The 26,991-nt window shown below is 69.7% G+C and carries 43 protein-coding genes; 17 read left to right on the forward strand and 26 right to left on the reverse strand.

Annotated features, from left to right (window positions below):
• Window positions 1-107 precede the first annotated feature (107 nt).
• The 14 genes from ACH47Z_RS18100 to ACH47Z_RS18165 all read left to right on the forward strand — a co-directional run bounded on the left by ACH47Z_RS18100 (window position 108) and on the right by ACH47Z_RS18165 (window position 11,233).
• On the forward strand, window positions 108-614 hold the full coding sequence (locus ACH47Z_RS18100; protein ID WP_399074618.1) for a hypothetical protein: 507 nt from the start codon (window positions 108-110) through the stop codon (window positions 612-614).
• Window positions 615-774: 160 nt separating this feature from the next.
• A complete protein-coding gene (locus ACH47Z_RS18105; protein WP_399074620.1) occupies window positions 775-1,089 on the forward strand; it encodes a hypothetical protein in 315 nt (104 codons plus the stop codon).
• Complete coding sequence (locus ACH47Z_RS18110; RefSeq protein WP_399074622.1) at window positions 1,086-3,134, forward strand: AAA family ATPase; 2,049 nt, start codon at window positions 1,086-1,088, stop codon at window positions 3,132-3,134. Before ACH47Z_RS18105 ends, ACH47Z_RS18110 begins: the two co-directional genes overlap by 4 nt.
• A gap of 9 nt (window positions 3,135-3,143) precedes the next feature.
• Window positions 3,144-3,494, forward strand: a complete 351-nt coding sequence (locus ACH47Z_RS18115) for a hypothetical protein (protein ID WP_399074624.1) — start codon at window positions 3,144-3,146, stop codon at window positions 3,492-3,494.
• Entirely contained in the window at window positions 3,491-3,850 is a 360-nt protein-coding gene (locus ACH47Z_RS18120) for a hypothetical protein (RefSeq protein WP_399074626.1), read from the forward strand. Before ACH47Z_RS18115 ends, ACH47Z_RS18120 begins: the two co-directional genes overlap by 4 nt.
• Window positions 3,851-3,890: 40 nt before the next feature.
• The gene (locus tag ACH47Z_RS18125) at window positions 3,891-4,067 is read left to right on the forward strand and encodes a hypothetical protein (protein ID WP_399074628.1); all 177 of its coding nucleotides are present in this window, start codon (window positions 3,891-3,893) and stop codon (window positions 4,065-4,067) included.
• Window positions 4,068-4,218: 151 nt separating this feature from the next.
• Window positions 4,219-4,500 (forward strand): hypothetical protein, encoded by a 282-nt coding sequence (locus tag ACH47Z_RS18130; RefSeq protein ID WP_399074630.1) that lies wholly within the window; start codon window positions 4,219-4,221, stop codon window positions 4,498-4,500.
• Between the two features lie 8 nt (window positions 4,501-4,508).
• The gene (locus tag ACH47Z_RS18135; protein ID WP_399074632.1) at window positions 4,509-5,111 is read left to right on the forward strand and encodes a hypothetical protein; all 603 of its coding nucleotides are present in this window, start codon (window positions 4,509-4,511) and stop codon (window positions 5,109-5,111) included.
• Window positions 5,111-5,365, forward strand: coding sequence for a hypothetical protein (locus tag ACH47Z_RS18140; protein WP_399074634.1), 255 nt, complete (start codon window positions 5,111-5,113; stop codon window positions 5,363-5,365). The genes ACH47Z_RS18135 and ACH47Z_RS18140 overlap by 1 nt, the downstream gene beginning before the upstream one ends.
• Window positions 5,362-5,748 (forward strand): hypothetical protein, encoded by a 387-nt coding sequence (locus tag ACH47Z_RS18145; protein ID WP_399074636.1) that lies wholly within the window; start codon window positions 5,362-5,364, stop codon window positions 5,746-5,748. The genes ACH47Z_RS18140 and ACH47Z_RS18145 overlap by 4 nt, the downstream gene beginning before the upstream one ends.
• Before the next feature lie 53 nt (window positions 5,749-5,801).
• Entirely contained in the window at window positions 5,802-6,296 is a 495-nt protein-coding gene (locus ACH47Z_RS18150; RefSeq protein ID WP_399074638.1) for a hypothetical protein, read from the forward strand.
• Window positions 6,238-6,816, forward strand: coding sequence for a hypothetical protein (locus ACH47Z_RS18155; protein ID WP_399074640.1), 579 nt, complete (start codon window positions 6,238-6,240; stop codon window positions 6,814-6,816). The genes ACH47Z_RS18150 and ACH47Z_RS18155 overlap by 59 nt, the downstream gene beginning before the upstream one ends.
• Before the next feature lie 190 nt (window positions 6,817-7,006).
• Window positions 7,007-7,447: a hypothetical protein gene (locus tag ACH47Z_RS18160; protein ID WP_399074642.1), complete on the forward strand. Its 441-nt coding sequence runs from the start codon at window positions 7,007-7,009 to the stop codon at window positions 7,445-7,447.
• Between the two features lie 3 nt (window positions 7,448-7,450).
• Window positions 7,451-11,233, forward strand: coding sequence for a phage tail tape measure protein (locus ACH47Z_RS18165; protein ID WP_399074644.1), 3,783 nt, complete (start codon window positions 7,451-7,453; stop codon window positions 11,231-11,233).
• A 56-nt stretch (window positions 11,234-11,289) separates the two neighbouring features.
• Here ACH47Z_RS18165 and ACH47Z_RS18170 read toward each other — a convergent pair whose 3' ends face one another.
• Entirely contained in the window at window positions 11,290-11,646 is a 357-nt protein-coding gene (locus ACH47Z_RS18170) for a hypothetical protein (RefSeq protein ID WP_399074645.1), read from the reverse strand.
• An 81-nt stretch (window positions 11,647-11,727) separates the two neighbouring features.
• On the reverse strand, window positions 11,728-12,315 hold the full coding sequence (locus ACH47Z_RS18175) for a hypothetical protein (protein WP_399074647.1): 588 nt from the start codon (window positions 12,313-12,315) through the stop codon (window positions 11,728-11,730).
• 352 nt (window positions 12,316-12,667) lie between these two features.
• Here ACH47Z_RS18175 and ACH47Z_RS18180 point away from each other — a divergent pair, with 352 nt between their 5' ends.
• Together ACH47Z_RS18180 and ACH47Z_RS18185 are read left to right on the forward strand one after the other, a co-directional pair.
• Window positions 12,668-12,886 (forward strand): hypothetical protein, encoded by a 219-nt coding sequence (locus ACH47Z_RS18180; RefSeq protein WP_399074649.1) that lies wholly within the window; start codon window positions 12,668-12,670, stop codon window positions 12,884-12,886.
• Window positions 12,887-13,087: 201 nt separating this feature from the next.
• Window positions 13,088-13,480 (forward strand): hypothetical protein, encoded by a 393-nt coding sequence (locus tag ACH47Z_RS18185; RefSeq protein WP_399074651.1) that lies wholly within the window; start codon window positions 13,088-13,090, stop codon window positions 13,478-13,480.
• A 36-nt stretch (window positions 13,481-13,516) separates the two neighbouring features.
• On the opposite strand, the gene ACH47Z_RS18190 is transcribed toward ACH47Z_RS18185, so the two are convergent.
• Both ACH47Z_RS18190 and ACH47Z_RS18195 read right to left on the reverse strand, forming a co-directional pair.
• Entirely contained in the window at window positions 13,517-13,708 is a 192-nt protein-coding gene (locus ACH47Z_RS18190; RefSeq protein ID WP_399074653.1) for a hypothetical protein, read from the reverse strand.
• 104 nt (window positions 13,709-13,812) lie between these two features.
• Entirely contained in the window at window positions 13,813-14,025 is a 213-nt protein-coding gene (locus ACH47Z_RS18195) for a hypothetical protein (protein WP_399074655.1), read from the reverse strand.
• Between the two features lie 234 nt (window positions 14,026-14,259).
• Here ACH47Z_RS18195 and ACH47Z_RS18200 point away from each other — a divergent pair, with 234 nt between their 5' ends.
• Window positions 14,260-14,463, forward strand: a complete 204-nt coding sequence (locus tag ACH47Z_RS18200; protein WP_399074656.1) for a cold-shock protein — start codon at window positions 14,260-14,262, stop codon at window positions 14,461-14,463.
• A gap of 98 nt (window positions 14,464-14,561) precedes the next feature.
• Here ACH47Z_RS18200 and ACH47Z_RS18205 read toward each other — a convergent pair whose 3' ends face one another.
• The 22 genes from ACH47Z_RS18205 to ACH47Z_RS18310 all read right to left on the reverse strand — a co-directional run bounded on the left by ACH47Z_RS18205 (window position 14,562) and on the right by ACH47Z_RS18310 (window position 26,979).
• Entirely contained in the window at window positions 14,562-14,810 is a 249-nt protein-coding gene (locus ACH47Z_RS18205) for a hypothetical protein (RefSeq protein WP_399074658.1), read from the reverse strand.
• Between the two features lie 949 nt (window positions 14,811-15,759).
• Window positions 15,760-16,233, reverse strand: coding sequence for a hypothetical protein (locus tag ACH47Z_RS18210; protein WP_399074660.1), 474 nt, complete (start codon window positions 16,231-16,233; stop codon window positions 15,760-15,762).
• Window positions 16,230-16,559, reverse strand: a complete 330-nt coding sequence (locus ACH47Z_RS18215; protein WP_399074662.1) for a hypothetical protein — start codon at window positions 16,557-16,559, stop codon at window positions 16,230-16,232. Before ACH47Z_RS18215 ends, ACH47Z_RS18210 begins: the two co-directional genes overlap by 4 nt.
• The gene (locus tag ACH47Z_RS18220; RefSeq protein WP_399074664.1) at window positions 16,556-16,792 is read right to left on the reverse strand and encodes a hypothetical protein; all 237 of its coding nucleotides are present in this window, start codon (window positions 16,790-16,792) and stop codon (window positions 16,556-16,558) included. Before ACH47Z_RS18220 ends, ACH47Z_RS18215 begins: the two co-directional genes overlap by 4 nt.
• Before the next feature lie 102 nt (window positions 16,793-16,894).
• Window positions 16,895-18,124 carry a multiprotein-bridging factor 1 family protein gene (locus tag ACH47Z_RS18225; RefSeq protein ID WP_399074665.1) on the reverse strand — a complete coding sequence of 410 codons (1,230 nt, stop codon included), beginning with the start codon at window positions 18,122-18,124 and terminating at the stop codon, window positions 16,895-16,897.
• Window positions 18,125-18,236: 112 nt separating this feature from the next.
• A complete protein-coding gene (locus ACH47Z_RS18230; RefSeq protein WP_399074667.1) occupies window positions 18,237-18,662 on the reverse strand; it encodes a hypothetical protein in 426 nt (141 codons plus the stop codon).
• Window positions 18,663-18,968: 306 nt separating this feature from the next.
• A complete protein-coding gene (locus ACH47Z_RS18235) occupies window positions 18,969-19,415 on the reverse strand; it encodes a hypothetical protein (RefSeq protein ID WP_399074669.1) in 447 nt (148 codons plus the stop codon).
• Window positions 19,416-19,479: 64 nt separating this feature from the next.
• Window positions 19,480-19,680, reverse strand: coding sequence for a hypothetical protein (locus ACH47Z_RS18240; RefSeq protein WP_399074671.1), 201 nt, complete (start codon window positions 19,678-19,680; stop codon window positions 19,480-19,482).
• Between the two features lie 14 nt (window positions 19,681-19,694).
• Window positions 19,695-20,228 (reverse strand): hypothetical protein, encoded by a 534-nt coding sequence (locus tag ACH47Z_RS18245; protein WP_399074673.1) that lies wholly within the window; start codon window positions 20,226-20,228, stop codon window positions 19,695-19,697.
• Window positions 20,229-20,439: 211 nt separating this feature from the next.
• Window positions 20,440-22,572 (reverse strand): FtsK/SpoIIIE domain-containing protein, encoded by a 2,133-nt coding sequence (locus tag ACH47Z_RS18250; RefSeq protein ID WP_399074675.1) that lies wholly within the window; start codon window positions 22,570-22,572, stop codon window positions 20,440-20,442.
• An 85-nt stretch (window positions 22,573-22,657) separates the two neighbouring features.
• Complete coding sequence (locus tag ACH47Z_RS18255) at window positions 22,658-22,834, reverse strand: hypothetical protein (RefSeq protein ID WP_399074677.1); 177 nt, start codon at window positions 22,832-22,834, stop codon at window positions 22,658-22,660.
• A gap of 1 nt (window position 22,835) precedes the next feature.
• Window positions 22,836-23,045, reverse strand: coding sequence for a hypothetical protein (locus ACH47Z_RS18260; protein WP_399074679.1), 210 nt, complete (start codon window positions 23,043-23,045; stop codon window positions 22,836-22,838).
• 95 nt (window positions 23,046-23,140) lie between these two features.
• The gene (locus ACH47Z_RS18265; protein ID WP_399074681.1) at window positions 23,141-23,332 is read right to left on the reverse strand and encodes a hypothetical protein; all 192 of its coding nucleotides are present in this window, start codon (window positions 23,330-23,332) and stop codon (window positions 23,141-23,143) included.
• Between the two features lies 1 nt (window position 23,333).
• Window positions 23,334-23,666 carry a hypothetical protein gene (locus ACH47Z_RS18270; protein WP_399074683.1) on the reverse strand — a complete coding sequence of 111 codons (333 nt, stop codon included), beginning with the start codon at window positions 23,664-23,666 and terminating at the stop codon, window positions 23,334-23,336.
• Window positions 23,663-23,836: a hypothetical protein gene (locus ACH47Z_RS18275; protein ID WP_399074685.1), complete on the reverse strand. Its 174-nt coding sequence runs from the start codon at window positions 23,834-23,836 to the stop codon at window positions 23,663-23,665. Before ACH47Z_RS18275 ends, ACH47Z_RS18270 begins: the two co-directional genes overlap by 4 nt.
• Entirely contained in the window at window positions 23,836-24,963 is a 1,128-nt protein-coding gene (locus ACH47Z_RS18280) for a hypothetical protein (RefSeq protein WP_399074687.1), read from the reverse strand. Before ACH47Z_RS18280 ends, ACH47Z_RS18275 begins: the two co-directional genes overlap by 1 nt.
• Window positions 24,960-25,214, reverse strand: a complete 255-nt coding sequence (locus tag ACH47Z_RS18285; RefSeq protein ID WP_399074689.1) for a hypothetical protein — start codon at window positions 25,212-25,214, stop codon at window positions 24,960-24,962. The genes ACH47Z_RS18280 and ACH47Z_RS18285 overlap by 4 nt, the downstream gene beginning before the upstream one ends.
• Entirely contained in the window at window positions 25,211-25,405 is a 195-nt protein-coding gene (locus ACH47Z_RS18290; protein ID WP_399074691.1) for a hypothetical protein, read from the reverse strand. Before ACH47Z_RS18290 ends, ACH47Z_RS18285 begins: the two co-directional genes overlap by 4 nt.
• A complete protein-coding gene (locus ACH47Z_RS18295) occupies window positions 25,402-25,779 on the reverse strand; it encodes a DUF6907 domain-containing protein (protein ID WP_399074693.1) in 378 nt (125 codons plus the stop codon). Before ACH47Z_RS18295 ends, ACH47Z_RS18290 begins: the two co-directional genes overlap by 4 nt.
• Window positions 25,776-26,243: a hypothetical protein gene (locus ACH47Z_RS18300; protein ID WP_399074695.1), complete on the reverse strand. Its 468-nt coding sequence runs from the start codon at window positions 26,241-26,243 to the stop codon at window positions 25,776-25,778. The genes ACH47Z_RS18295 and ACH47Z_RS18300 overlap by 4 nt, the downstream gene beginning before the upstream one ends.
• Window positions 26,240-26,539, reverse strand: a complete 300-nt coding sequence (locus ACH47Z_RS18305; RefSeq protein ID WP_399074697.1) for a hypothetical protein — start codon at window positions 26,537-26,539, stop codon at window positions 26,240-26,242. The genes ACH47Z_RS18300 and ACH47Z_RS18305 overlap by 4 nt, the downstream gene beginning before the upstream one ends.
• Window positions 26,539-26,979, reverse strand: a complete 441-nt coding sequence (locus ACH47Z_RS18310; RefSeq protein ID WP_399074699.1) for a hypothetical protein — start codon at window positions 26,977-26,979, stop codon at window positions 26,539-26,541. Before ACH47Z_RS18310 ends, ACH47Z_RS18305 begins: the two co-directional genes overlap by 1 nt.
• Window positions 26,980-26,991 lie beyond the last annotated feature (12 nt).

Genomic DNA, 26,991 nt, shown 5'->3' on the forward strand with positions numbered 1-26,991 from the left:
CCAACGCCGAGTGCTGAGGGCCGGAAGCCCACACATCCACCCATGAATGCCGAACGGCCGCGCGGGATGCCCGTCCCATATGCGCGGCCGATCGAAGGGAGCTTCACATGAAGAATACGGTTTCGTCGCCGCTGGCGGCCACCACCTTCGTCGTCCCCGCCGTCGATCTGACCCCGACCGGCCACGTCGCATACGCCGCCGATCCGGCCAGCCGAGCCGACACCGACGTCCCCCAGGACCCGGGGCAGGCCGCCCGCGTCGAGGCGCACGTCGACCGCATCATCGGCGCGCTGAAGGCGTGCGAGTGGCAGGAAGCCGCCAGGGGCGCCAGCAATTGCCCCGTGTTCCGCGACTGCACCGAGACCGAGCCCGGCCACTACGACCACCACAACCACGATCTCCGGGTCATCGACAACGCCGACGGCAACGCGATCCTCAGCGCCGGCATGGTCGCTCTGTCCGGCTCGGACCGCGCCGCGATCGTCTACCTGCGGAACGCCGAGTTCGACGACGCCGCCTCGGTCCACGCGAAGACGGCCGAGATCCGGCGGATGCTCGACGAGGTCGACGCCATGGCGGACCGGGTCTTCGCCGACCACGAGGCGCGCGGGTGACCACCCGCACCGCCGGCCGCCGTCCCTGCCTGGCGCTCGTGGCCAGGCGGGAGCGGTGGCACCGGTACTGACCATTCCGTCTCGCGAGGCGCGGCCTTCCGGCAACCCTCAACGCGCCCCGCCCTCGCGACAAGGCAAGTACGTGAGTACGACAGACAGATTGGCTGCGGCTGTGGCGTGTGCGGCACGGTCCCAGCAGCAGCGCTCCACCACGGCGGAGGGCTCCAGCGTCGACCTGGACGCGGCCTTCGCCAGGATCCCCGACCTCGACGACGGCCAGCTGCGAGACCTCGTCGACGACCTCGACACCGCCCTGCGCGGCTGCCGGGGTGGCCTGCTCGACGACACCGACAGGGACCTCATCTCGGTTGCTGCCGCTGCCCGTATCGCCCTACGCCGCCGCGAGGCCTCGGCTGGCAGGCGCCGAGCAGCCGACCGCGTCCGCCAACTGACCAGCACGGAGACCACCGAGTGAGCGCGTTCGAGCGCGTCATGGACGCCCTGCGGGATCACAGCGAACGAGTGATCCCGCGCGGCGGCATGGCCCGTGTACGCGGCATCTGCCACGACGGCGACGCCCCGGACACCGTTTCCATCGGCATCGGCAAGGACAAGCGCGTCCTGATCCACTGCCACAAAGAGTGCCCGGTCGAGGACTTCCTCGCTCCGCTCGGTCTCACCATGGCGGACCTGCACGACGAGCCCAAAGCCAGCAACGGGAGCCTCGGCACCCGGGTCAAGACCTGGACGTACAAGCAGGTTGACGGCAGCGTCGTCCAGTACGTCCACAAGTACTTCCCCAAGGACTTCCGGCCGGAGTTGCCCAACGGCGACAAGAAGAGCCCGCCGAAGGAACAGCGGGTGCTGCTCAACCTGCCCGAGGTGCGCGCCCAGGCGGAGGCCGGCGGCGTCATCACCCTGTGCGAGGGCGAGTCCGACACCGACAACGCCATCAAGGCCGGTGCTGCGGTCGCCACCACGATGCCGGGCGGCGCCGGTATGGGGTGGCAGGAGCGGTACACCGAGATGCTCCACGGCGCGTCCGAAGTGCGGATCGTCGCCGACCGGGACCCCAATGGCGAGGGCATGAAGCATGCCCGGAAGGTCGCCAACTCCCTCGGTCGTGCCGGTATCCCGTGGCGCATCTACCTGCCCGCCGCAGGCAAAGACCTCTCTGACCATCTGGCCACGGGCGCCACCCTCCGAGACCTCGTCGAGGTACGAGACGACGCCGATGCGGCCCCCGAGGACCCCCAGGATCCCGGCTCAGGAGACGACTTGAGCCCGCAGGGCACGTCCTCTGAGGAGTACTTCGAAGCGTCCGTCGAGCGCCTGCTCGGCGAACTCCTCGACACCGACGGCCTCGACAAGATTAAGCCGCTCGAACCCCTCGTCGGCGACCTGCTCGCCCTGAACACGCTCGCCCGGATCATCGGCCCGTCCGGCACCTTCAAGTCTTTCGTCCTGCTCGACATGGCCGGCCACATCGGCACCGGCATGAAGTGGCACGGTCACTACGTCCGCCAAGGCACCGTCGTGTACCTCGTCGCCGAGGGCGAGCAGGGCGTCCGTAAGCGGGTGCGGGCATGGGAGCAGCACCGCGGCCTGCGCATGGACAACGTGCGCTTCTTGCCCCGGCCCGTACAGGCTGCGAGCCCGGAGTGGGACGTACTGATCGAGGCCATGCGCCGTGTCCGTCCGGCCCTGATCGTGATCGACACGCAGGCCCGCGTCACGCTCGGGGTCGAGGAGAACTCCAACACCGAGATGGGCCGCGTCGTCGACCGCATGGACCAGCTACGGATCTCGACTGGTGCCTGCGTCACACTCGTTCACCACACCGGCCACGTCGGCGAGCACGGCCGCGGCGCCTCGGCGGTGAAGGGCGCGCTCCAGTCCGAGCTGCACGTGTCGAAGAAGGGCGACCGGATCCCGAACACGGTCCTCACCATCAAGTCCGCCAAGCAGAAGGACGAGGACCAGGACGGCGACCTTCAGTTCGGGCTGAAGAAGATCTCCCTGGACGGCGAGTTCAAGCCCGACGGCCGCCCCGTGACGTCCCTGGTGCTGGAGTCCCTGGACAGGCCGCAGGCTGGGCCGCTGCCAGCTCCCGAGGGCAGCGTCGAGTGGATCGTGCAGCGACTCGACGAGGCTGGCGTGCCCGTGGAGTACGGCCGCCGAAGGCTCGTCGCGGAGTGCCAGAGGCTCGGATTCAAGGCCGGAAGCGACCGCCTGAACGAGGCGGCGGCCATCCGGAAGAATCGGTCCCGAGACCGGTCCTACCCGTCAGTAACAGAAACGGTCCCGAACGACAGGACCGGACCAGACGAAACCGCAGATCAGACCGGTCCCGGACCGGTCGAGGACCGCTCAGGACCGGCACCAAAAAACCGGCGGTCCTCTCCCCTCTCCCTAGGGAGAGGACCGGTGGTGCAGGAGGGACCGGAGTGCGCCGTATGCCACACGCGTCTCGACGCTGAATGGGCCGCCCTCGGCCACGACCGCCACGTCGGATGCTGAGGGTCAGCCATGGACATCACCCCCTGGCTCATGCTCGCCGACCGCGTACGAGCAGACGGCCGGTACAGCTATGCGGACTTCGCGCGGGACCTGGTCGGGCAACTCACCTGGACTGGTGCCGTAGACGTCGCCACCGCACTGCGGTCGTTTGTGTACGGCCAGCCCGGCGGCAGCGAACTGCACAAGGCCGTCGAGCCGCTCTACCGCCGTCTCGGCTGGCAGCAGTCCGCCCTCGTCGTCTGTTGGTTCCGCGACTGCCGCAACTGGCCGCAGAGACGTCGTGGCGGCTGGCCTGTGGACGCTCCGGTCGACCTCGACGACGTCGCCGACTCTCCAGGCTTCCGGAGGACCGCCGCATGAGCAGCTACGTGGAGCAACAGATCGCCGCCCGTATCGCCCGTGCCCGCGCCGAGGAAGAGCGGAAGCGCCGGGAGCGGGCCGAACTCGCCGCCGCACGGGCCGCCGGCCTCGAGCGCAGGCACGCGCAGAAGCTCGCCCGCCTGGCCGAAAACAACGAAGGGACCCCCATGGCAGCCACACCGTTCCGCAGCGTCCTGTGCCCGTCCTGCCGGGCTCAGCGCACCGTCAGGCGCGTCGGGACCGCCACCGTCGCTGGGAGCCCCTATGACGTCCTCCGCTGCCCTGACAGCAGCTGCGAGTTGCAGTGGCTCGTACGCGCCGAACGGCCCCGTACCGCCCCCGCCGCGGCGGCCTGACCCTCGACCCTCATGACCTTCACGCGGAGGCCCCACCGTCATGACCCGCCACACACTCACGCTCCTCGCCTTCGGCGACGACATCGCCCTGATCGCCGTCGCAGCCTGGCCGCTCATCGCCGAGCTGCGCTGGCGCCGTCGCGAACGCCGCGCCTCAGCCTCCGACACCCACACCCCCAGGACCACCCAATGCCCCGTGACCACCCCACCCAGGTGACTGGCCGACCGCTCGTCACCGCCGGCCGCGAGCAGCTGCTCGTGGACTGCCCGCGCTGCGGCGCAGTGCACCGCCACCTTAACGCCGGCGTGCGCCGTGGACCGTGCGGCGCCCGCTACCTCATCGACCGACCCCTCACGGAGGGAACCCCATGAACACCACCCCCGATCGTCCCGGCGACGCCATGGAACCCGCCCGGGCCGCCCTTCGCGACCTCAGCCACATCCCGGGTGCCACCCCCGTCCGCCAGCTGCGCCAGCTCGGCGCCGACGCCCTCGAGGACGCGTCCCAGAGCGCCCCCACGTCGGCCGATGTCCGTCTTCTGCAGGCGGCCGTCACGGCGCTCGGCCTGCTCACCGAGACCGAGCTCGACGAGATGGAGCAGGCCGCGCTCGCCGAGGCGTTCGGCCTGGACCAGTCGGGCGGGGCGTGAGGACTGTCATGACCTTTGACGAAAACGGCACCCGTCATGACCTGACGCAGTGCGGGGCGAAGAAGCGGCAGGGACTTGGCACCTGTGGGCGGCCGGCTGGGTGGGGGACGGATCATCCAGGTGTCGGGCGCTGCAAGTTGCATGGCGGGGCGACGAAGAACCAGGTGGTGGCCGCTGAGCGGGTGCGTGTGGAGCGTGAGGCGCGCCTGTTGCTGGCCGAGCTGGGTGAGGCGCGGCCGGTGACGGATCCGGCTGCCGAGTTGCAGCGTGTGGCTGGCGAGGTCGTCGCGATGAAGGATGCGGCTGCTCGGATCGTGCAGGGGCTGTCGTCGATGCGGTACGTCGGGGCCACCGGTGCGGAGCAGCTACGCGCTGAGGTGGCCGTGTACGAGCGTGCGTTGGACCGTGCGGCCCGGGTGCTGGCCGACATGGTGAAGCTGGGCCTGGAGGCGCGTCAGGTGGGTCTGGCGGAGGCCCAGGGCGCTCTGGTGGCGCAGGCGATCCGGGCGATCCTCGGCGAGCTGGGTCTGACGCCGGAGCAGCAGGCCCGGGTGTCTGAGGTGGTTCCGCGGCATCTTCGCGCGCTGGCGGCTGCGGATGGGGGTGTGTGATGCCCGGTGAGGAGATCTCGCGGCGGGGTCTGCAAGCGGCCGTCGCTCTGGTGACCGCGTCGAACAGTGGGTTGGAGATTCCGCAGGCCGAGCTTCTCGGCGAGACGCCAGCGGAGGAGGCGTTGTCGGCGCTGGTGGTGCTGGCGTCGTGCTTTCTGGGGTTCGGGGCGCCGTCGGTGCCTGTGGTGGCGTTGCAGACGGCTGGCCGGATCGCGGGTCGTCTGGAGGCTGAGGAAGGGCGGGGAGACCGGTGACGGGTGTCGAGGAGCGGCCGGAGGGTCGGCCGGTGATCCGTACGTTCGTGGGGAAGCGGCCGGGCCGGTATCGGGCACAGGGCGACGTGTCCGGGGAGGCGATGCCGACGGTCCGGGACGGCGGTGTCGTCCGGGTGTCGGTCGGCCAGGGGCTGTGGCCGCAGGACATCCCGCGGACTGTGGCCTTCGCTCAGTCGGTCCGGAACGCGGCGCGCGTGGAGATCCTGGGGGACTCGCGGCGGGCGGTCGAGCACGCGCGGCGGGTGTTCCTCGCGGCGTGGGGCATGGATCTGCCGGCGAGCGCGGAGTCCGGTGGTGTGGGGGCGTGGGCTGCGCTGATGCTGGCGCAGACGCGTGATGGCGGGAAGGGCGCGGAGCGGTGACGGGCGGGCCGTTTCGGGGCGGCAGCGGGGCGCGGGACGACCGTCCGGCCCCGGTGCTGCTCCATGACGGCCTGGTCGTGCCAGGCGTCCTCGCTGAGGAACTGGCCGCTGCTCTGGACCTGGTGGAGGCGTACGGGGCGGCCTCGTCGAATTTGCCTGGCCGTCGGCGGGGCTTGTCGCGTGGTGTGTGGGCGGTCCGTGAGGTCGCCCGGCAGGCTGCTGTGCAGTTCCGTGAGCAGCAGCAGGCCCACGCCGCTAACGCTGCCGCAAACGCCCCGGTGGTCACGGTTCTTGTGCCTGCGAAAGCCGCCGCAGAGTCGGTCTCGGAGATCACGACCGAACAGGCCGCGACGATCGCCGGGGTGACCGAGGCCCGTATCCGCCAGCTGGCAACGGCTGGTGTGATCGAGGGCCGTAAGACGAGCCGCAACGTGTGGCTGCTGGACCCCGGGTCGGTGCGTGCCTACGCGCACCGAAGGGGCGGACACCATGGCGACCACACTCACCGCGGCGGACATCGCGGGCCAGCTGGAGCAGGCGCAGCGTGAGGCCGGTGAACTGGGGACCGAACTCGCCCGTCTGATGGGCGAGCTGGAGCAGGCGGCCGCGGCGAAGGACTACGGCCGGGCGGCCGAGCTGAAGCAGCAGGCGGACGCTCTCCGGCCGCGAGCGATGCTCGCCCAGAGCCAGGCCGTAGCGATCCGGCAGACCCTCGACGGCCTTCAGGAACACGCCCGGCAGGAGCATGCCGCGCAGATCGAGGAGGAGCGGCAGGAACGCGCCCGTGAGGCGCACGCCGTCGCGACGGCCTCGGAGAAGGCGGCGGTCGCCGAGTCCGAGCGGCTGCTCGCGCAGGTGAAGGAACGGCTGGCGGACGTCCGGCAGTCGCTGCGGGCCGCGCTGGCCGCCGAGGCCACGGCCGGCCAGTTCCGGCAGGAGGCATATCAGATCGCCGTCGATGCGGGCTGGCAGGAGCCGTCGGCGTTCGGTGTAGCCAGGCCCAACGCTGTCGAGGCCGCCATCGACTTCCGGCCGCTGCTGCGGGCCGTTCTGCAAGCCGCCGAGTAACCGCCGGGGCCGCGCGACGTACGGGCGTCAAAGTCGCCCGCAGCGGCCTTCATGGCGGACCGCTGTCGGGATCCAAGGGCGGGAAGTGGGGTCCTCCTTTCCCCCGCCGTGATCCGTCCTGCGCCACCGCGTCGCGCGGCCCTCAACGCCCTCACCTTTCCCGTCTGTTCGAGCGGCTGAGGAGCCGATCATGAGCAACGCATCGCAGCCGGCCGTGCCGGAGCCGTGGGCGCAGGCCCGGCGGATCGCTGCTGAGTGGGAGGAGGCCGGCCGCGGTGTCGACCGGCCCACCCAGGTGGCCCGCGTCAAAGCGGCCCGAGCCGCGAGGGTCTGGGCCGCGCAGGAGTCCCGCCTGAAGGCGGCCGTCGACAAGGCCGTCCGTGAGGCACTGGCGCGGCCGGAGTTCGGGCAGGCCGTGGATCGGCTGGCTGAGTCCACTCAGCCCGAGGCCCCGGCCCCGTCGTCGGCCGCTGTCCCGGCCGCGGTGCCTGAGAGGCCGCTGCACGAGATGACGCTGGAGGAGTTGCGGGCTCACAGTCGCGTGTACTGGGACGGGCGGCAGCCTGCCCCGTATCGGCCGCTGACGATCGGGGAGCTGACGGCTGGCCGGTACGACGGAGACGAGGCGTAGCCCGTGTCCGAGGTCGCAAACCTGTGGGTCACGCTGCGCGCCGAGACTGCGCCGTTCACTCGCGGGCTGGGCGATGCCGCTGCCAAGGGTGAGTCCTTCACGCAGCGCATGGGCGGCGTCGGCGGCATGATGACCAAGGTTGGCAAGGCCACCACCGTGGCCGGTCTGGGCATCGCCGCTGTCAGCATCAAGATGGCTGGCGACTTCCAGGCCAGCATGCAGAAGCTCGTCACCACGGCGGGCGAGTCGCAGTCGAACCTCGGCAAGGTGTCCTCGGGCATCAAGTCGATCGCCGTCCAGACCGGTACGGGCACCAAAGAGCTGTCCGACGGCATGTACATGGTGGAGTCCGCCGGATTCCACGGCGCCTCGGGCCTCAACGTCCTCAAGGCGGCTGCCGAGGGTGCGCGCGCCGAACAGGCGCCGCTGCCCGAGGTGACCAACGCGGTCACCTCTGCGCTGAAGTCGTACCACCTGCCCGCGTCGGCCGCCGTACAGATCACCAACCAGATGATCGCCGCGGTCGGACACGGCAAGATGACCTTCGGCGAGTTCGCGGGCTCGCTGTCCACCGTGCTGCCGATCGCCGCCTCCGCGCACCTGTCCTTCGCACAGGTCGGCGGCGCCATCGCCACCCTCACCAACCACGGCACCAGCGCCCGGGAAGCCACGCAGGAACTCGCCTTCACGATCCGCTCCCTGCAGGCCCCGAACAACGTGGCCGTGCAGGAGATGCAGCGCCTCGGCATCTCCAGCAACGACGTCTCCACCAAGCTCGGCCAGCGAGGCCTCACGGGCACGATCGACATGCTCCAGAAGGCAGTGCTCTCCCACATGGGTCCGGCCGGAACGGTCCTGCTCAACGCGTTCAACACCTCGAAGCAGGCCGCGGCAGACGCGAACACGATGATCTCGCAGATGCCGAAGAGCATCCAGGCGCTTGCCGAGTCCTACTCCAAGGGCTCGATCTCCATGGGTGACTGGCGGAAAACGCTCAAGGGCCTGCCTGCGGACCAGGCCAACCTGCTGTCCCAGTACGCCGGTTTGATCAACAAGTCCCACGGTTTCAATCAGCAGTTGAAGAACGGCGGCCCGGCCTCCGAGACGTACAACGCCGCGATGAAGAAGATCATGGGCGGGGCCACGGGCTTGAACACCGCGCTCATGCTCGGCGGTGAGAACGCCAAGGACTTCAACAAGAACGTCGCCGCCGTCGGCGAGGCCGGCAAGCACGCCGGGAAGGATGTCGAGGGCTGGGCCCAGACCCAGAAGACGTTCAACGTGCAGATGGCGCAGCTCAAGGAGCGCGTGGAGACCACGGCCATCACCATCGGCACCAAGCTGATCCCGGTGGTCACCTCCGTGATCGGCTTCTTCGCTCAGCACCAGGCGGCGACGAAGGCTCTCGCCGTCGTGATCGGCGCTGTGCTCGCGGGAGCCGTCCTCAAATTCGTCGGTGGCGCGCTGAGCCCGTTGGTGAAGGGGATCGGCGGTGCGATCAAGGGCACGGCGAATCTTGCCCGCGGCTTCCTGAGCGCGGAGGCGGCCGCTTCGGACTCCACCGGCAAGATCGGCAGCTTCGGTGGCGCAATCCGAACAGGCGTCGATGCCGCCGTGTCCGGCGTGAAAACGGCTGGCTCGGCCGTGAAGGACCTGGCGTCCGCCTGGGGCTCGGCACTGGCAACCGGCGGGAAGATGGCCTGGACCAGCATGGTTTCGGGCCTGAAGGCCGTCGGTACGGCGATGAAGACGGCGTCGCTGGCGGCGCTCGAATTCAGCAAGTCCATGCTCACGTCGGCTGTGTCGGCGCTGCGGACCGCAGCGGCCTGGGTCGCGGAGAAGGTCGCACTGGTCGCAACCACGGTCGCCGAGAAGGCCGCGGCTGTCGCCCAGTGGGCGCTGGACGCTGCGATGAACGCGAGCCCCATCACGATCGTGATCCTGGCGCTGATCGCACTCGTAGCCGCCGTCGTCTACGCCTACAACCACTTCAGCTGGTTCCGCACCGGCGTTCAGGCTGCCTGGTCGGGGATCGTAGCGGCCGGAAAGGCTGCCTGGGCGGCGCTCAAGGCGGTCTTCGACGCCATCGTCGGCGCGCTGGCCTCTGCGGTCGGCCACGCCGTCTCTGCCTGGCACTCCATCGCATCAGCCTTCTCAAACGGGTACCACCAGGCTGTTGCAGTTGGAAGCCTCCTGCTCGGCTGGGTGAAGGCCCTCCCGGGCCGGATCGTCGGCCTCCTGGCCGCTCTCGGTGGCTGGCTGGCCTCACAGGCATCCAGCGCCTGGAACTCCTTCAAGAACGCGGCCGTCAACAAGGCGTTGGAGCTGGTGTCGTGGGTGCGGAGCATCCCACGCCAGATCACGTCAGCGCTCGGCAACCTGGGCAGCCTGCTGTTCAACGCCGGTGCCAGCGTCATCAGCGGTTTGATCTCCGGTATCAAGTCCGCGCTCGGCGGCCTTGGTGACGCGCTGGGCAGCGTGACTTCGTTCATCACGTCCCACAAGGGGCCGCCCGAGTACGACCGGGTGATGCTGACCCCCGCAGGTCAGATGATCATGCAGGGTCTGATGGACGGCCTCAACAGCCGCCTGCCCCACCTCGCCGCCACCACTGCGGCCGTCGGCCAGACCGTCCAGGACTCGTTCGCGAACAACCTCGGCATCGCCAGCCCGAGCAAGGTGTTCCGCTCCCTGGGCATCTACCTCAACGAGGGACTCGTCGACGGCATCACCGGCAGCACGGCGCGGGTCAAGTCGGCGACGAGGCGGCTTGAGTCGCTGCTGATGGAGACCTACAACCGGGTCTCCGACCTGCGCGGCACCCGGGGTGTCAGCAACCGGTGGGTGAACGCCCACGAAGCCACGCTGCGGCACCTGGAGTCCTACGTCGGCCGTGAGGACCGGCTGCTGCGCTCTCTGGCGGCGAGGCGGGACGCTATCACGCCGCGGATCAAGGCCGCGCAGAAGGCCCTTGCGGCCGTGCAGAAGCAGTGGAACGCCGAGGTCAAGACCGTGGCCTCCGGCATCATGCAGGGCTTCAGCATCATCACCACAGCCCCGCAAGAGGGCTTCGCCATGTCGGCGGCCGACGTCGTCAACCACATGCAGGATCAGATGGCGAAGGCCACGCAGTTCGCGGCCGAGCTGCAAACCCTGCAACGCAAGGGCCTGTCCGCCACTCTGATCCAGCAGCTCGCCTCCGCGGGCGTGGACCAGGGCGGGGCGACGGCGGCCGCGCTGGCTGGTGCGACGAAGGGGCAGATCGCGCAGCTGAACAAGCTGCAATCGGCCACCCAGAGCGCAGCCAACGGGGTCGGAGCGGCGGTCGCCGACAGCATGTACGGGGCGGGCCTGCATTCCGCTCAGGGCCTGGTCAAGGGCCTGCAGTCGCAGCAGGCGGCGATCGAACGGCAGATGATGAAGATCGCCGAGTCCATGCAGAAGGCGATCAAGAAGGCCCTCGGCATCCGCTCGCCGTCGAGGGTGTTCGAGGAGATCGCCACCTGGATCCCGAAGGGCCTGGCCAAGGGCGTGGACGGCAGCGCGTACCACGCCACAGATTCTGTGAACCGGCTTGCCGGGGCGATGGCTGGCGCTGGAGTCCGCGGGAGCGCGGGTCTGGCCATGGCCGGCGGCAGCGGGGGCACCACGGTGGTGCACCAGCACTACGAATTCCACATCGAGGGCAACGTGCGGACCATCGACGGCCTGGCCAAGGACGTCGAAGCCGCCTTCCTGCGGCGCGGTATGCGGAACTCGCAGACGTACCCGTCGTACAGGCGCTGACAGGTCACGATGCAGTCCGGCCGCCCTGCGGTGGCCGGACACGCCCGGTCCGGTCGTTAGTCCGCATCAAAACTGTTGGCCCGGAGGGCGATCTCCCGGAGCACGTCGGCCGCCGTCCTCTCGGGCCCTGCGGCATCGTGGTACTCCGCCAACTGCGTGAAGGCGAAGGAGAAGGCCGACACCATCTTGGCAATAGCCGGGAACATCTCAGCCGCAATCGCCTCAGCGACCTCTTGGGGAGAAGCACCGGCTGGAACCTCGAAGCGGAGCGGGACCATGTCCTGCACGAACTGATCGGCGAGCCCGTCCACGGAGATACTCACGCCACTCGGGTCCTGGCGTAGCTGCTCGTTGATCTCCATATTGCGGGTGAGCACGCCGACCACGCGCGGCATGATCTCTGCATAGTCCATGCCCCGAGCCTAGAGCGGCATGGACGCTGGATGCCGTTGAACAGCAGATGCTGCGCCTCGTATCGGTACTGAGGGCAACGGTCAGCGACGTGGTCGGCCGTCGTAGGCGCGTGCGGCTTCGCCAAGCCGGCCGACGGCCTCGTCGACGTCGCGTTCCGCGCAGGTCCGGGCATCTGACCCGGGCCTGTCGGCGTACGCACTGACAAGCTGTCCGAGCGCATTCGTGACAGCCGTCGCGGCCTCGCGGAGCTGGGCGTCGTCGAGCATCGCGATACGGGCCGCAGCGGCAGCCATGCGGGACATGGGGCCGGTGACGACGGCTTCTTCGGCGGCGTCCACCGCGCTGCGCCAGGCGATCGCCGACCCAAGGCTTTCGGCCATGCCGCGGTAGGCGCGGTCCTCGGCATAGCCGGCCAGCAACTGGGCGAACGAGCGCGCCAGAACGCTCGCGGTCGACCTCTTGTCTCGCCAGCGGGTTTCCCAGACGGCCAGCGAGGCTTTGACGTCGAGGGCGGCCCGCATCAACTCCTGCACGGCCGTGCGGGCTTCAGCGGCGGCCGTGGCACGGTCCTTGGCCCGGTCCTTGAGGGTGCTGGCCCACGCACCCGCTATGAAGATCGCCACCGATGCCGCGGCGCCGATGAGGGCGGCCCATATCGTCGAATCCACGGCTGAGCACTCTGCCACTCGGCCGCCCGAGGCTGCGTAGTTGTCTCGTCACGGTCCGGCAACAACGGCCCGCGCTTCTTACCCGGCTGGCACTGTGACCGCACGCAACCGCACCACCGAGGGGGGCCTCGTGCGTCGTACCGTCCTGCCCATCGCCGCCATCCTGTTGACCGCCGCCTGCGGGCCCGGCGCCGTGAACGCCACACCCGCGCCGGAGCACGCCTCATCTCGGCCGCCCACGAAGAGCAGTCATCCCGCAGCTGCGCCGACCCGCGGCGCATCACGTGCCGCTCAGCCGAAGCCGTCCACGACCACGGATCCGTGCCCTCCCACTCGGGACGTCATCCTGTGGATGAAGGTCCCCGGCATCCCCGACAGCGCGCAGGTGGTGGGGAACTATGACCAGATGCACTGTGAGCCGACGTTCCAGAACCTCACGCACACGTCGCCGACCGGGCCTGGGTACTGCACGGAAGCTGCGTGGGCGAGCGACAACCCCGGCTACAACGCCGACGCCACGCCGGCCGCGCGCCTCAAGAAGGTGCAGGTGTCCGTCGGCCCCGCCTGCTGAGACCGTTCGGACGCGACTACGCTGCCACTGTCCCGCCACGAGGGTGTCCGGGACCGCCGGGGCCTCCGATAGGCCCCGGCTCCACTATGACCGGCGGGGGGCGGCGTGAGCCAGTGCACGGCGACTACGACCAGAGGCACGCGCTGCCGTAAGCAGCAAATGGCCTGGTACGGCGTAGGCCCGGATCCCGGGGTCTGCGGAGTGCACGCCACTCCGGAGCAGAAGGCCGCTTCAACAACGTTGCTGGACATACCCCTCGACATCGCTACGGCCGACCCCGCGGCGGTGTTCCCCGAGGTGTCCATCACGCCGCAACGGCTCATCTGCGAGGAGACGTACGGCTGGGCGGCCAAGATCCGTGGCACGAACGAGAAGTACGTATACGCCCGTACCTTCCTCAGTCGTGGCCGCACCGAGCCCTACGGCTGGCCGCTGCCCGGGAACGGCCTGTACGAGTGCCGAGAGATCGGACCGCATGGCAAGCTCTCGTGCTTCTTCGTGGTCAAGGGGATGTTCCGCCGCAGGGTGCAGCTGGTGACCCCGGAGCAGGCGGCACGGATGGCCCGCCGGATGGGGCGGCAGCCCTCCGAGTGATCGAGGCCGGGCCCGTGTTGTCGGGGCCTTCTGCGCTCAAGGGCAGTCGGTGGGGAACGCGCTGGCTGCGTGAGCTACGCCGCCGGGGTCCATCGTCACGCCGTCGCACGCGTTCTGGTGTTGCTGCTCCCGTCGGTGCTGATCCTGCACCACAGAGCTGATCACAATCCCGCCGACGACCGCCGCAATCAAGGTCACGGCCAGAGCGATCTTCTGTGCGGTGTTCATGCGCCCCCGATTGCCGCAGCTTCGGACGGCGGCAGCCTAGCCGCGCAGGGGCTCGGCAGTGAGGCGAATGGCTACACCCGGCCACCAGCACCACAGCGGGGTGCTCAGTGCTCCCAGACCTCCGGGCCGCCGCCATGCCACTCGATCAGCGGATGCTCCATCACATCCACCTCATCCACGCCCTCCAACCCGGCACGCTGAAGGAACACGCTCAGATCGTGCAGGCTGTACGCCTTACCGAGGAACTCGCCGTCGACATGGACCTGCCGGCCACCGCCCTCCCCGGGCGGATCCACGATCACGCGACGCTCAGCCATAGCCTCAGCCTCACCCAGCGGCAGGTGAGGCGCATTCGGGGGACGGCTATTTGTGGCCGTGCTCCACCAGCCGGTGTAGCGTCGTGATCAGCAGTCGTGGTCTGAAGTCCCGTTCGCCCGTGCTCGCAGTCACGGGCGTTTTTGCTGTTCAACGCCTCTCCGGACCAGGGCGATCACCTCCGGGTCCCGCACGGTGCGGGGCCCGATACGAGTCCCCTCGAAGGAGACAGGCACATGGCTACAGGCACTGTGAAGTGGTTCAACGCCGAGAAGGGCTTCGGCTTCATCGCCCAGGACGGCGGCGGCCCCGACGTCTTCGTGCACTACTCCGCGATCAACGCTGGCGGTTTCCGGTCCCTCGAAGAGAACCAGGTGGTCAACTTCGACGTGACCCAGGGCCCGAAGGGCCCGCAGGCGGAGAACGTCACTCCCGCCTAACGACGCACGAAGAAGCCTCGGCCGGTGTACCGGCCGGGGCTCGCCTGTCTCGCCCTGCCTCCAGATCTGCGCGGCCCGGACGGCGGGGGCGTTGTACGCTACCGGCCGACGTCGCGGCGGCTGCGGACGGCCTTCCACGCCGGCCCGGTGAGATCGACGACCGTCATCCCGTCTGCGGCCTCGCGGACGAGGATCCAGCCCTTCGCCTTGAGCCTTTCGAGCTGCTGCCGAATGTCCGGGCCGAGCTCCTCGACGAGCTGCGCCTGTCGCGGTTGCGTGCCGGCGTCCAGGAGTTCCGCGAGCCGGAAGACGAGCGCTTCCTCCTCAGCGGTGATACGGAAGTCCATGCGCCGACGCTACGTCCCCGCCGGCCACGGTGCGCGGCCACCCCCTCTACGGCGACTGAGCACAGCACACCGTGCCAGCCGAGGTGTTCCAGAAGAGCCGCAAGCGTGACTACTCAAGGGCATGAACCTTGCCCAAAAGAGACATGGCTGCCTCGACGAGCCTGTCCGGGTGCCCTCCTCGTTGCTCCCAGATCTCGTCAAACGCATTCACGGCGTCCATGACAGGTTCCACGAGTTGCGGCCACTTCGATTCAACGTCGGGTACAAGGTCTTTGAGGTCGTCCCGCGCCTCTTTCCCGCCTGAGGCGGACCACCAGGCAGCATCACGAGGGATAGAACGCGCATCGAGGCCGACACGACGCAAAGCCGCTGCATGATCACACAGGGTGCGCAACTCCCGACGCGACCGTTCCCTCCGTCGATCGACTACACCCCAAACGGCGCTGAGAGCACCAACCGCACCCCCTATCGCACCCACCCAGTCCGCCGCCGACATACGTCCACCATGCGGGGCCTACCAGACGGCGGCACACTCAGGCGTCCAAATGAGGGATGGCCCTGAAACGAGGGGGAGACACCGACGGCCCGCTGCCGGGTGGGTGCAGCGGGCCGCGAGGGTCGTGAGCGCAGTTTAGGGCGCCTCCAGCAGGGCGAGCGTCTTGAGCGGCCGTCCCCGTCGGGGGAGGCGAGGACGGCCGCGTCTCCAGCACTGGCTCCCGATCGCCGTCAGCGGGCCTGCTGGAGTCCTGCCCGCTCCCGGCGTGGTCGGCGTCGCGGCCGGGAACGGGGGGTCATTCGTAGAGGCGACGCGTGGGCGCCGTCTGCTGGGTACGGCGACGGCAAGGCGTTCGGTGCCGTACCAGGTCGGCAGCCACGCCGGAGCCAACCTCTACCGCGACGACGTCGTACTCCTCCCTGGGCTGAATCGGGTGCCCGCACCAGCAGCACCTCATCGCACCCTCCGACGAGCCGCACATCGCAGATGGATGTACCCGAGGTACGGGGCCGTGTCGCCGTCCCATCGCCGCGGCACGGCCATCTCGGTCCGCAGGATCGGCCCCGTGCAAGATCCGCACGACAGCTCGGGCTGGCCGGCATCGGTGATGGTCTGCTCGTGCGTGGTCCGGCGCCCGTGCGAGACGAAGCACATGCTGCCGCCGAGGCAGTACTCGCACTCGGCGATGTGGTCCTGCCAGTCGTACCAGCTGGTGATCCAGTTGAGCCGGGCCCAGTAGCAGTCGGAGCAGCCCCTCGGCGTCATGCCGACCGCGTGGAGGTCGGCGGTAGCCGGCCCCGGCTTCCCGCCGCACCACGCGCACGCAGATCCGGCGCGCTGCTCGGCGGTGAGCTGGGCGGGCATCGTGAACTGGGAGACCAGCAAGCGGAGCCGCTCGACCTCGGCCAGTACGTCCTGCTCGGTCATCGGCGGCACTCCCGCTGGAGCCGGTAGAGGCCTCGGAGGATGGTGCAGTCTTCGGAGGTCGCGCACTGCGGGCACTGAGATCCGTGGTCGAGCATGGCGCGGTGGGCGCGGTGCGCGGTGCACTTGCGGCAGGCGCGGGGGAACCAGCGGCCGTCCTCGGTGCGCCGCTCGCCCAGGTCCACGGCGCTCTGAAGGGTGAGCCGTTCGGCGTCCCAGACGCACGCGCGGCCGGCGGCCTGGTCCTCGGTGAGAGCGTCCAGCGTGGGCAGTTCGGGCGCGAGGGCCTCCAGCACCTCCGCTGCGATGTCGAGGGTTGGCGCGCTCACTGCACCGCCTCCAGCGCGCGCTGGGCGGGCATCATCGGGTTCACCAGGCCGAGGGCCTCGGCGAGTTGGGTGAACAGGTGCTGTCCCTCGGCGCGGGAGAGGACGAGGTCGAGGTCGCCGCGGTTCTCGTCCAGGGCGTACAGGGCGAGGGGGACGCGGACCTCGCCGGTGGCCTGCTGGGTGTGCAGCGGCTCGTCGCGGCGTACGGACGCGTGCAATCGCGTGGGAAGCATGGCGGCCCCTCTGTAGGTGACTGATCGCGGAGCGTCACCGTAGGGCCGTAGGCGAGAGAGAAGGGGGACAGATTGTCCCCCTGTCCCAGGCTGTCCCCCTTCTCAGCCGGTGCTCACGCCCACCAACTCGGCCAGGCGGCCGGCCTCTTGCCGCATCGACCTGGGGGCACTGCGCCACAGCTCGGCGGCGACAGTCCGCGCCGAAGGGGTGTAGGAGACGGTTTCCGCACCGATCTGGTGCGCCATCTGCATGACGTGCAGGGCGGCCGTGGTGTCCCCGCGCTGGAGGTGCCCGCGAGCCACCTCGACCCACAGGCGGGCCCGCCGCTCACGCGAGGGCATCGTGTCCGGGTCCAGGTCATCGGCCAAGCCCAAGGCCTTCTGCGCCTTGCGCAGGTCGGTGGCGACGGAGACGGCGTGGAAGTCGACGTTGGCGCGGCCGAAGACGGTGGACGGGTGCACGTAGTTCGCGGGGAGGCTCTTGGCCACCTGGTCGCCGCGGTCCCAGTACCGCCAGGCGTCGCCGTCCCGGCCCTCACGTGCCACTGTGACGGCGGCGTGCAGCTGCAGCGCGCCGTAGATGCCGCGCCAGTCCTCCGGAGCGCCGTCGAGGTGAGGGCGGAGCAGCTCGGCAGCCTCGTTGACGACGCGCAACGCCTCTTCCGGATAGGCAGTTTCCCTGAGGATGTTGCCCATGTTCCAAGCGGCGGCCGCGATCGCGGCGGGCTGGTCGGCATCCTGCGCGGCAGCAAGGGCACGGTCGGCGACTACCCATGCCATCTCGGCGGGGGCGACATAGGCGGTGGCCTGCCCGGTGATCCGGTAGACGTCCGACAGGGCCACGAGGGCGGCCCGCCGCTGGTCGCCGTCGAGGGCGCGTACGGCATTCTCGGCGTCTCGGATCAGGTCGGGCAGCAGCGCGCCGACCTCGGTCCGGTTGTGTTCTGAGGTGTGCCACAGGTGCCACGTCTGGTCCACGCGGCCTTGGAGAATCGCAGGGTCCGCGTGAGCCGGGGCGCTGCTGGTGAGGCTGCGCTGCATCACGGCGGTCCAGATCGCGGGCATGGCCGGATGGGCGATCCGACCAAGCGGGACGCTCGCCGCTGGCCCGTCGTCCTGGCCGGTGATCACGGCCAGGTCGTGGACTTGGAGGGCGGCGGCGAGGCGGAGCAGCAGCGTGTGACTCCTCAGTTCCCGCTCGCCGGACTCGATCTTCTTAAGCCAGTCGGTGCCGCGCCCGCACAGTTGGGCGAGAGACGCCCGGGACATGCCGCGGGACTCCCGTAGTACGCGGATACGTTCACCGGTGCTGAGGTCTGCTGACAGGTCCACGCGTGCCCCCTTGGGTGCCGGTGCCGGGTCCTGTCAGCGTACGGCCGCATCTGATGCCCGGGAATGGCGAAAGCCCCGCCAGCGGTGCCGGCAGGGGCCGCGGTGGTGCGGGTCAGTCTGTGGTGTAGGCGCGGCGGCATGCGGCGAACACGGTGTTAACTGCGTCCTTGAACGCCTCCTGGTCGGGGGCGAGCGCGGGGACGCCGGTTTTCTCGGCGTAGGCCTTGGCCTGCCTCATCTGCGAGGCCGCGACCGACAGCGCATCGGCCAGGGAAGTCCAACCCTTATCGCGTACGGCGGCGTCTGCGGCCCAGTCGGCGGCCTCCTTGACGCTCCTGAGGGTGTCTACGTCGTCGGGGGCAATGCCCTGCCCGTTTGGCTGGAAGGTGCTTCCGGGGTTGATGCGGGCTGCTCTGCATGCTCTGCGGGCATCGGCTGCGGCGGCGCGGGAGGCGGGTGTTTCCGGGGCCTGTGAGCATGCGGTGAGGCTGGCGGCGAGCGCGGCGGCTATGACCGCGACCGTGGTGGTGGTGCGCATGAGCGTCCTTCGAGGAGTTGCTGGGGCGGCGGTTGTGAGACTTCTGTGATGGTGCCGAGGTTGTAGTGCTGGAGCGCCTCTGCCTGGGGTCTTCGTGAAATGACGGCGGCCCCGGCCCTGCACGACATCCGCGCGATGCTCGCCGATCTGGGCATCGGGGCCGAGGATCTGACACGGGAGACGTATACGGGCGCTGTGGCGGCCCAACGACGGTGACGGGAGCCCAGGCACGGAAAGGCCCCCTGCACGGAAGTGATGGCCGCCCAGGGGGCTTGTTCGTTCAGAGCCGTGCCAAGGCCCGCTCCGTCACCGGTCGTTGGGGCAGGGCGCCTCATTGCCGCCGGCGTTGTGGTGGACGGTCTTCGGGTCGATGCCGGGGCGAACCGGGGTGATGACGCGGTAGCCGCCGCAGCCGCAGGCCTCGACGGTGTTGCTGGAGTCGGTCACGAGTTTCTCCTTCAGAGGCGCCGTGGCCGGCTCTACGAAAACGATGGTGAAGACCTCGACACGCCCCTTCACCGGCCCGTCCTCGGTGAGGTCGTACTGGGTACGGACATCGAGAACGCGAACGTACTCCTCGTGCAGCTGGACGACTTCGCCTATGGCTGGGATAGGGATCGGGCCGTCGGCCCAGAGATCGGCGAGCGTCACCCAGTGGCCGTCGGCGCGTTCCCACACGAATGACAGGGTGCACCGTGGCGACGTCTCGGCGGCCAGCGGCGCCCGGTTATCGAAGCGGTCTTGGTTGCGCACGATGATCCGGCGTAAGGAGTCCGGGATGTCGGCATCGTCAAGGGACATGGACTGAGTCTCTCGTTCAAGCGGCCTTGCTCGCTGCCTGTTTGGTAGCGAGGCCAGTCACGTCTGCGACGGCGTACCAGGGTTGGCGTGGGCTGCCGCTGGAGCGCTTCAGTTGGCGGCGGCGAACGAGTTGTCGGACACCTTCCAGGGTGATGCCGAGGACTTCGGCGGTCTGGTGGGCGGTGAGGTGGCCGGGCCGCAGAATCTGGGACTCCATGAGGCCAGTGTGGTTCATGCTTCCGGCGGAGTGGACGTCCCCTGACCACGCCGTGCGTGGTCCACACGCTGCAGCCAGTGCGTCAGAGTGCGGTCCCTGTCTCCCAGCCGGTCCAGGTCGACTACAGAAGCGAATCCGATCTCGGGTTGTCCGTCAGCGTTCCACTGGATGGCCGGGTTGGGCGGGTTCTTGAATCCCATCTGTGCCATTGCCCAACCCCATTGGGCGGCACTGGTCATGACCGCTTCGACAGCTTCGCGTCGGATCTGCGCCACGTCAGGCTGGCCTGTGGTGGTCGGCTGCGCCGCTTGGGCGAGTTCCTCGTCGGTGCGGGCGGCAAGCTCTCCTGCTGCTGCTGCTGTCGTTTCCGCCTTGGTGGCTTCAACATCCGCACCGAAGGCTTGGAGTCGGAAGTTCCTCGACATGACGAAGGACTTGATGGTCTCGGATATGCCGGGGTTGCGCTTGGATTGCCAACTGGTGAAGCCCACGAGGATCAGCAGGGTGATGGGCCACTTCACGGAGGAGATGAACTCCAGGACACTCACGGCTGCTCCAGAGGCTGTTCTGCGCGGAAGGCACATTGTGCCCGAGCATCAGTGAGTGAGGCTGCGGAGGATGGCAGAGAGGCCGCTTCCTGGACCACTCGGCGTCCCTTGAGGTCGTGCCACTTCCTCCCTTGATCGCCATTTCTGCTGATCAACGGCAGTGAGGCGGGGCAGTGACCTTCCGAGTGAAAAGTCACTGCCCACTGCCAGGTCACTGAGCCTCTGCCAGCTCGCTCTCGCGCCGGTCGAGGGCCCTCTCGACGCTGTCCAGCTTCACCACCGGGTAGCCGTCCCGAAGGCTGGTGTCCTCGCCGTACTCGACGAGGAGGGCCTTGACCCGGGGGCCGTTCCAGTGCTCGTAGACGGCGTGGTTGCGGGTCTTGAGCCGGTGGATGACCTCGGTGGTCCGCACGAACTGTTCCCGGCCGACGACGGCGGCCAGGTCGGCGAGATGGTCGACGGGCTGGACGATTTCGAGCTTGTGGACCGTGGCGACGGTCTCGCGGCGAGCCTTGGCCCGGTCGGTGAGGACGACGGCGTCGTCTCCGGACAGGAAGTGCGTGCGGACGGTCACGGAGACCTGTCCGGGCTCCATTTTGACGCCGCCGGCGACGACGAGGGTCCCACGGTCGAGGTCGCGGCGCAGCCGGTGCGGTGCGGCGCCGGCATCGACCGGGGCTTCACCAAGCGCCATCTTGGCCTGCGATTCGGTGCCCAGGACGAGGCTGCCGCGGATGTGGTTGCCCTCGCGGGACCGCTTGGGCAGGTTCTCGTCGGTCGGGTCCTGGGTGCCTTCCCAGATCGTGACGTTGACGGCACGCCCCTGATCATGGATTTTCTTGACGGCCTGGAAGTAGCGACTGGTGGCCTTCGCGCCGCCGTAGGGCCTTCCATCAAGGCTTTTCGCCGTGCAGCCGTAGGCGACCTGGGCCTCGTCGACGATCAGGACGATCGGACGGAACCGCGGGTCGGTCCGGGCCATCTCGCGGGTAACGCCCTCGGTGGATCCGGACTCCTCGAGGAGAGCGATGCGCTTCTGCATCTCTTCGACGCCCCACTCGACCATGTCGGTGGCCTGGGCGACATGGTCGTCCGTCGGGCCCTGGATGAGGACTTGGGCCAGCCCCAGGAAGGCTCGCCAGTCGCCGACGCCCTTGAGGTCGGCGATGTAGAAGTCCACGGTCGGGTCGAGGGCGAGCCACAGCGCGAGGGCGCGAAGAGCGGCCGTCTTCCCCTGGTTCGACAGGCCGGTGAGCAGGATGTGCCGCTGGAAGACGCTGACGTCGACCAGGTCACCGCGCAGGTTCTGCCCCCACGGTGCCGCACCGGTGTAGTAGTCGGCGGTCGCGTCCTCGTCGAGCATGAGCGGCGACGGGCCGATCGGCTCGTCGAGAGCGCCGGAATCAGCGATCCACAACCGGACGGTACGAGGCTGCGGCGGGATGGTGATGAACACCTCGTGTTCGTGCCGGTTGAGGTTCTCGGCGAGCTTGCGCCGCTTGTTCTGGATCTCCAGGGTGTCGACGCCGGATGGCAGGTGAACGTCGACCTCGACGCCGCAGCCGGCGGTCTTGATGCCGGAGAGCATCGCGGCGCCGACGTCGCCCATGCCCTCGATGGCCTTCCGCAGGGCGGAGATGCCCAGGTCGCGGAAGGCGACGACGACGATGGACGGGGTGATGGCGTCGCCGATGGTACGGGCGCTGACGGGCAAAGCCCACTGGGGTGCGGTGTGACGGTGCTGGCCGACGGTCCAGCATGCGGCGAGTCCGATCCATGGGGCGGCGAACATCAGCGGTCCCCAGATGACGCCGCCGATGAATGCGCACCACTGGACCAGTTCGACGATGGTCTCGATCGGGGTGAGGACGTCTCGGATGTTGTGGTTGGCCCAGGCGAGCAGGATGCCGAGCATGAGCAGGATGCCGCCGCCAGCCGCGGTGCCGGAGGCCACGGCCTTCGGTGCGTTCAGGGCGAGCTGGAGCATGTCCATGCGCCGCTTGTGCCGGGCGGCCCGGAAGGCGTGGCCGCGGGCTTCCCACTCCTTGACTTCTTCGAGGAGGCCGGCGGATTCGGCGGCGCGGATCATGCGCTCGTATCGGGACGCGGTGCGGCCGTCCCACATTCGGCGTCCTACGACGCGGACGCCTCCGGCGGTGTAGGACGCGTGGCGGACGGCGAGGCGTCCGGCGGTGCGGACGCGGTCGTCTTCGAGGGCGGCCTGGGCGATGCGCCGGTAGCGGGCGCGGCGTCGTTCGGGACGGGTCGGGGACGCCTCGGGCGCGGCGGCGTGCTGGCCGTCCTGGGGGGCGTCCCCTTCCGGTTTGATCAGGGTCACGGTCATGCTGGTGGTCTTCCTGCCTCTTGCTGGGGTACGGAGGCCCGGGACGGCCGGTGTCCTGGCCGGGAGACGGCCGTCCCGGGTGTAGCTACTTGCGTCCGCGGGCGTCCTCACGCTTCTGCGCGTTCTCGCGGATCTGGTCGGCCTGACGCTCCAGCGCGGCCGTGGGCTTGCCGTAGGCGCGGCGTCGTTCGATCCGAATCCCGAGCGCGATGATCCGGGCGATCTCGCGGGCGTTGTACGGGTCGTGCTTGGACACCGGCATGTCAGGCCTCCGGCTTCTCGACGGCGGCCAGCTGCTCGGCGAGGGCCGTGTACGAGCGGGAGACATCCGCCCAGGCCGCGCTGGCCGTGGTGTAGACCGAGGTACGCCCCTGACTCTCCGTGTACGTGGCCGCGTCGTGGGCCTGGCGGGCGAGGGACTTGGCCTTCGCGGCGGCAGCGATGGCCTCGGCGAGGGCCTGCGCGCGGGTCATGGGAACTCTCCTGTCTGGACCGGACTGTCCGGCCCCACCGCGCCCCCGCAACCGCGGTCGTGGTGACCGTGGTTGGCGGAGGACGGAAGGGCAGGTCAGTCGCCCTTGCTGAGTTCGTGGGAGTGGCAGAGGACGGTGCCGATCCAGAAGTTCACCTTGACCGTCCACCGGCCCTGGGTGAGCGGTCCCGGCAGAACCTCGTCGACGATCTCGCCGGTCTTCCCGACGGCCCGCGAGTCGTCCTCACACCGCGCGATCAGGACGCGGTCACCTGCGCTGAAGCTCACGTCACCGCCCCCTCTGGAAGTCACGCCACAGGGCACGGAGGATGAGCAGGCAGGCCGTTGCGCAGGCACCGCCGACGGCGACCGCGACGGCGACGAGGGCGAGCGCGGCGGCAAGGAAGCAGGCGACGCAGCCGCCGACGATGACGAGACCGCCGATCGTCAGCCACTTCCTGGTGTCAAAGGGCTGCGTGGTCTGCTGCACCACGGAGGTCGGCTGCTGCTGGGCGGTCTTGGCCAGCTCGACGGCGGCCAGGGCGAGCCGGATGACGTCGGTGTTCGTCGCCGCTTCGGTCACGGCGGCCTCGGCCTTGGCCAAGGGGGTGGACTCGTTCACCGCGACCACCGCCGCAACCGGTGCAGGTGCGGACGGGCGACGAGACCGAGGGTGAACGCGACGACCAGCGGCTTGCAGACGACCGCCGCGGCGACGGCCGCCACGAACGCGAGCAGCGGAGGGAAGAGGAGTAGCAGCCCGAGGAGGGCACCGAAGATGAGCGCGCGCATCAGACGTATCCGCCTTCCATGTTGTCGCGGTGGGTGTCGTCTTGCTGCTTGCTGCGCGCCCTCGACAGGGCCGTCCGCACGTAGGGCTCGGTCACCACAAGGCGCCGGTTCCGGGCGACGTGCTCGGCGATCTCGCGGGCTGATGCGTCCGGGCCGAGAACGGATGCGGCCTCGACGATCGCGCCCTCGGCGGTGAGGGGCTCCAGCGCGGTGACCTGCGGCGCATCAGCCGCATCAGGACGGTCCACCTCGTACTCCGGCGGCCGGGTGCCGAGGACCAGGGCGACCGCGACAGCGTCCACGTGGACGTCGTACGTGCCGAGGATCGCGGCCAATTCGGCCGGGGGCGCATCAGGTCGCGCATCAGCCGCGAACCGGATCGCTTCGGCCGGGTCCATGCCGGCGAACTGACGGCGCAGAGCTTCCGTCGCGGACGCCGGCCGCGCCATGGGTGCCGGAGTGGGCGCATCACCCTGGGGAAGGGCGAGCATCCGGCCGAGAGCGACGCTGGCGCCCTGAGTGAGCTTGTCGCGGGACACCTCGGTCAGGCCCTCGGCAAGCTGTGGGTCACCGACCCCGACCCGGCCGATCAGCTTCCACGCGTTCCGGGTCGCGTCCTCTCGTTTTCCCTCGTCGGGGTGTCCGTTGGCGAGCGCCTGCTGATAGGCCAGCCGCTGCACGACGTCGGCGTTACGGCGGTCCGCCTCAGCGTCGCGGCCGGTCCGGTAGACGACGATCCGGCGGGAGATCAGGCCGAGGCCTTCGGCGGCCCCGGACATGGCGAGCGGGGTGACGGCGTACACCACGGCGTCTGTGTACGTCTCGGCCATGGACAGGCCGGTGAAGCACGCGGTGAGCGGGGCGAGCCACAGGCCTGCGCGGATCACGCTCGGCGCGGCCTGGCCGAGCATGGTGAGGCCGAGCATGGTGAGGGCGAGGATCAGGGTGAGGCCCTCGCCGGCGGCGACGACACCGGCCGCGGTCGCCTGCCGGTGGAACTGGGCCATCACGTTGCTGTACGTCCCCCAGGCGCCGAACCCGCCGACGGAGGCGATGACGGCTGCGGCCACGCCGAGGACGATGCCCTGTCCCCAGGTGAGTTCTCTTCTGACGGTGGCGCTGGTCACTGTGGTGCGTCCTTACGGAACGTGGCGTACTCGCCGGGCGGATAGACGTAGTTGGACAGGGCGCCCTCGGCGGCCACGGCTACGGCGCCGAGCGAGGACAGCGCGGCGGCCGTCCCCGTGTGCCCGTGCCGGGAGGCGGCCTGCGCGAAGACGGAGGCGGCCTGCGTGGCGCGGCGGGCGCCGGCCGGGTCGCCGGTGCTGGTGGTGGCCGCGTTGTAGGCGGCCTCGCGGATGCGGTCGCGGAGGCTCACTGCTCGCCCACCTCCGGGGCGGCGACGCGCACAACTCGGTGCGCGCACAGGGTCACGGCCTCGCGGTCGCCGCGGTCGTTCGCGACGAGCAGCGCGGCCAGCAAGGCGGGAACGGAGGGGAGGGGCCGGGTGGACCGGGCCGCCGCGCGGATGGCGGCGGCCTCGGTCGGCCGGCGGACGAAACCGCTCACTGGCTGCCCCCGTCGAGGACCCGGGCCAGTTCCCGACCGAGTGCGCGCAGCTGCTCGGCAGCCTGGGCGAGCGCGTCGGCCAGTGCGCTGACCTCGTCGGGGTTGTAGGAGCCGGTGAAGTCGCCGGTCTCGACGTAGAGCTGAACGTCGGTGCTGGCGCGCTCGGCGAAGGGCGCCTGCGCGAGCATCGCGCGGAACAACTCGCCCCCGTCGGGCCCGGGGATGACCTGCTCGGGACCGAAGTGGGTGATGTCGACCTTGTACTCGGCGCGGTCGTTGGTGTGACCCGCGCACCAGTCCGGCTCGTCGATCTCCAGGGACTTGGTGACGAACACGCTGACCTGCGCGGTACGGGGCTCGTTCGGCGTGCTCACTGGCCCTCACCCCCGCGCCTGTTCGGGTCGCAGATCGGGCAGGCGTGGAATGCGTCCGTCGACTCGTGGCAGCGGTCGACGCACCACCGGCACCAGGGTGTCTCGCCGTGGCGGGCGTGGCCGTCGAACCGGGTGTCGGTGGGGTCGAACGGCTGACGGCAGCGGCCGCACTTGTTCTTCTCGCGCTCGGCGGCTTCGGCCTGCTCGGCGGTGAGCTTGCTGCGGAGGTAATCGGCGTTCCAGCCGATGTCCTCACCAGGGTTGTCGAGGACGGCGTCGGCGACGGTCCGCGCCCAGCTGACGCGCTCCACCAGCCGCCGCTCGTAGTCGGCGGTGTGGAACGGCAGGGCGATCGCCTCGCGGATGGCGGCGAGCAGGGAGCGCAGTTCGGCGCACTCGGTGGCGGCCGGGGGCAGGGCGCCCGCCGTGTTGGCGGGCGCCTGCGTGGCCTTACGGCTGCTCATCGCACACCACAGGCGGTGGCGGCGGCCTTGGCCTCGTACATCTCGCGGAGGTTGGCGAGGGCGCCCTCCGCGAGCTGCGCGGCCTTCTCGGGCGTGTAGTAGTCGGGCAGCGTCTCCCGCATGGCCTCGTCGACCACCTCGGGCAGGGCGGCAGTCAGCTTGCCGAAGTCGACGCCCTCACTCGGCCGGGCGGTCGTGTTCTCGGGGTGCTCGCGCGGCGGCTCGGGGATATAGGGGAGGGCGTGGCCGGTCGGCGTGAGGTCGAGGCCAGGGACGGTGGGGGCCTTGGCGTTCATCAGGCAGCCACCACCGTCAGGGTCTCGTCGGCGGGAGCGGCCTCGACCAGCTCGACCTTCAGGGACGGCGCGCACGGCTTCATGGGGACCGGGCCGAGGCCGTTGGCCTTGAAGATGCGGGTGATCTCGGCGAGGTCGGGCGTCTGCCGGGACGACGGGGTCCGGAAGATCCGCCACGTGCCGTAGAGGCCGGCCGGGAGCTTGTCGAGGACCTTCTTCGCGGCGCGCTTGCCGCGGTCGGCGCGGCGGGCCTGGTCGGCGGCGCGCTCGTACTCGCGGGCGGCGGCCTCGATGACGTCGGTTTCCGGCATCTCGTCGAGGGTGTAGACGTCGGCCGGGTCCGGGGCGATGACGTCCTCGGCCGCCTGCTCGGCAGCGGGGGCGATGGCGCGGATGGCGTCGGCCGCCGACTCGACGAGCGAGCCGATCAAGCCACGCACACTACGAGAGGT

It is taken from the genome of Streptomyces sp. NPDC020192 (assembly GCF_044388685.1).
Taxonomy (GTDB): Bacteria; Actinomycetota; Actinomycetes; order Streptomycetales; family Streptomycetaceae; genus Streptomyces.